1 protein-coding gene and 3 tRNA genes are annotated in these 2,736 nt (G+C 40.4%); 1 reads left to right on the forward strand and 3 read right to left on the reverse strand.

Annotation, left to right across the window (positions count from 1 at the left end):
- Positions 1–378 precede the first annotated feature (378 nt).
- Complete coding sequence (locus ACHUE3_RS19805; RefSeq protein WP_394194016.1) at positions 379–1,797, forward strand: alanine/glycine:cation symporter family protein; 1,419 nt, start codon at positions 379–381, stop codon at positions 1,795–1,797.
- A 647-nt stretch (positions 1,798–2,444) separates the two neighbouring features.
- On the opposite strand, the gene ACHUE3_RS19810 is transcribed toward ACHUE3_RS19805, so the two are convergent.
- From ACHUE3_RS19810 to ACHUE3_RS19820, 3 genes are all read right to left on the reverse strand, one after another.
- Positions 2,445–2,531 (reverse strand) — tRNA-Leu (locus ACHUE3_RS19810).
- Between the two features lie 37 nt (positions 2,532–2,568).
- Positions 2,569–2,642, reverse strand: a tRNA-Cys gene (locus ACHUE3_RS19815).
- Between the two features lie 18 nt (positions 2,643–2,660).
- Positions 2,661–2,736 (reverse strand) — tRNA-Gly (locus ACHUE3_RS19820).

Below are 2,736 nucleotides of genomic sequence, written 5' to 3' on the forward strand. Positions count from 1 at the left end.
CGATTAAAACGCTTTGCTTTATCTCGCTAGGGCTGCGCATGTTACGCTTTCCTATTTTTTTGTCAACACTTAATTTTGTTAAACTTGAAAGTTTTCAGAACTAAGTTTTACTCGACTCACTGAGTAGCTCGTGCCTCGCTATGCGTTGCGCTCTGCCGTCTCAGTGGGGTCGCATTATAGGGCGAATCGATTTTAACGCAAGCGTTTTTAAACGCTTTTTTGTATTTAATTTTTACCCCAAAGATACACCACCCAAACACACAAGATACCCACAAAACCCTGTGGATAACTGATTATTTTGTGGTGTTTACTAAACTATTTATCACGCTTGTGGTAAGTTGCGCCGCATATTTACAACTCGTTCACTAGGCAACACACATGACAGATATAATAAATAGTATAAGTGGTCTCTTATGGGGTCATATTTTGGTGTACTTATTAATAGCTGCAGGACTATTTTTTACAATACGCCTTGGCTTTATTCAATTCTTACAATTCCCGCATATGGTCAAAGTAATGTTCCAAAGCCGCCAAGGTTCAGATGGCGGCATCTCCTCTTTCCAAGCATTTTGTACTTCTTTAGCAGCCCGTGTTGGCACCGGTAATATGGCAGGTGTTGCTGTTGCGCTTTATTTAGGTGGAGCTGGTGCTATTTTTTGGATGTGGCTGATTGCTCTAATAGGTATGGCAACTAGTTTTGCAGAGAGCACATTAGCCCAAGCTTATAAAACTCGCGATGAGGAAGGTAATTTTCGCGGTGGCCCTGCTTACTACATGGAATACGGTCTTGGCAAACGTTGGATGGGCGTAGTGTTTTCACTGTGCTTAATTTTAGCATTTGGTTTAGTTTTTAATGCTGTGCAGTCAAACTCTATTGCTGCTGCATTTGAAGTTGCCTTCGGTATTCCTAACTACATAGTAGGTATAGCACTTGTTATTGGCTCTGGCATCATCATATTTGGTGGTCTAAAAACGATTTCACGATTTGCTGAATTAGCAGTGCCTTTTATGGCCGCCGCCTACCTAATTGTTGCACTATATATTTGTGCTGTAAATTACACTGAATTACCTGATGTATTTATGCATGTAATTAGAAGTGCTTTTGGCCTTGAACAAGCTGGAGCCGGTGCAATTGGTTATGGCGTTATGCAAGCGATGATCCAAGGGATCAAACGCGGATTATTCTCAAACGAAGCGGGTATGGGTAGCGCTGCTAATGCAGCGGCAACAGCAACACCAAATCCACCTCACCCTGCTTCACAGGGTTATGTACAAATGTTAGGCGTATTTGTAGATACCATCATTATATGTACTGCAACAGCTGCACTTATTTTACTGTCAGAACAATTAGTTCAAGGTTCTGATGTAACGGGTATCGCACTAACACAAGCAGCCCTTGAAGAGCATGTAGGTAGCTGGGGTGCAATATTTGTTGCAATCGCTATTTTGTTTTTTGCCTTTACATCAATTGTTGCTAACTATTCTTATGCTGAAACGAACTTAATGTTCTTAGAGCACAACCATGCATCAGGCATGTTGATATTTAGGTTACTAGTACTAGGTATGGTTATGTTTGGTGCGCTTGGCGAATTACCACTTGTCTGGACTTTAGCGGATGTATCTATGGGCTTAATGGCGATAGTGAACGTAATCGCATTATTTATGCTATCAGGTGTTGTAGTATGGCTTGCCAAAGATTATAACGCTCAACGACGCGCTGGAAAACTACCGACGTTCGATCCAAGTAAAAACGACAAGCTCAATAAAACTATTCCTAAAGGCATTTGGCACAAATAGTTCTAAAATGCTTTAAGTTAAAAACCCGAAATTAGCCATTTCGGGTTTTTTATTGTCTGCGCCCTGCTTGTATATTACTAATAACAGTACCACCTGCAATCGCCTCGATTAAACACACTGGCACCATATAGTATCTCTGATCTTTTTATAAGCGATTCATTAAGCAATTGACACAACACTATTAATAGACTTTGTAGCATTAGTACAAATAACTGGATACAAATTTTGGTTTAAGCATTTGACGAGACACAGTCACCATCTCCTGCTAAAACTCGCTATAGAGTTAGTTAGGTATTAATTTACGTTCTAAGAGCCTTATGCCAGTTTTTTATACCTATTTGCGAATTAAGTGGTCTATCTTTGAAATAGAAGAACTTATCGGTAGGGAGGCGCAAGGTTAGCTTATATAAATGATTAAGTATTATCGCCAATTGGTATTGCTTGTAATGACAAGTTTGCGGTGATCAAAGCCAGTATATTAATGAGCTAAGCTTTTGAAACAAAAATATGAGGTTTTAAGGTTTTAGGGTTTTAGGGTTTTAAAAAAAGAAGTAATTTAATGTAAGTAACTAGATGATAGTGCATTTCTATTAATAAATAGTATTTATAAGGAAATAACTAAGTTATAAGTAAAACTGAGGATATAGTGGTGCCCGAGGCCGGACTTGAACCGGCACGACTTGTTAGTCGAGGGATTTTAAATCCCTTGTGTCTACCAATTCCACCACTCGGGCATCGAGTTTGCTAATTAAAGCGTGTGGAGTAATTATTTGGAGGCGGAACCCGGAGTCGAACCGGGGTAAACGGATTTGCAATCCGGTGCATGGCCACTCTGCCATTCCGCCTAAACATATCAAATAATTTGGAGCGGCACACGAGGCTCGAACTCGTGACCTCGACCTTGGCAAGGTCGCGCTCTACCAACTGAGCTAGTGCCGC

Source organism: Pseudoalteromonas atlantica (assembly GCF_043641955.1).
Taxonomy (GTDB): domain Bacteria; phylum Pseudomonadota; class Gammaproteobacteria; order Enterobacterales; family Alteromonadaceae; genus Pseudoalteromonas; species Pseudoalteromonas atlantica_A.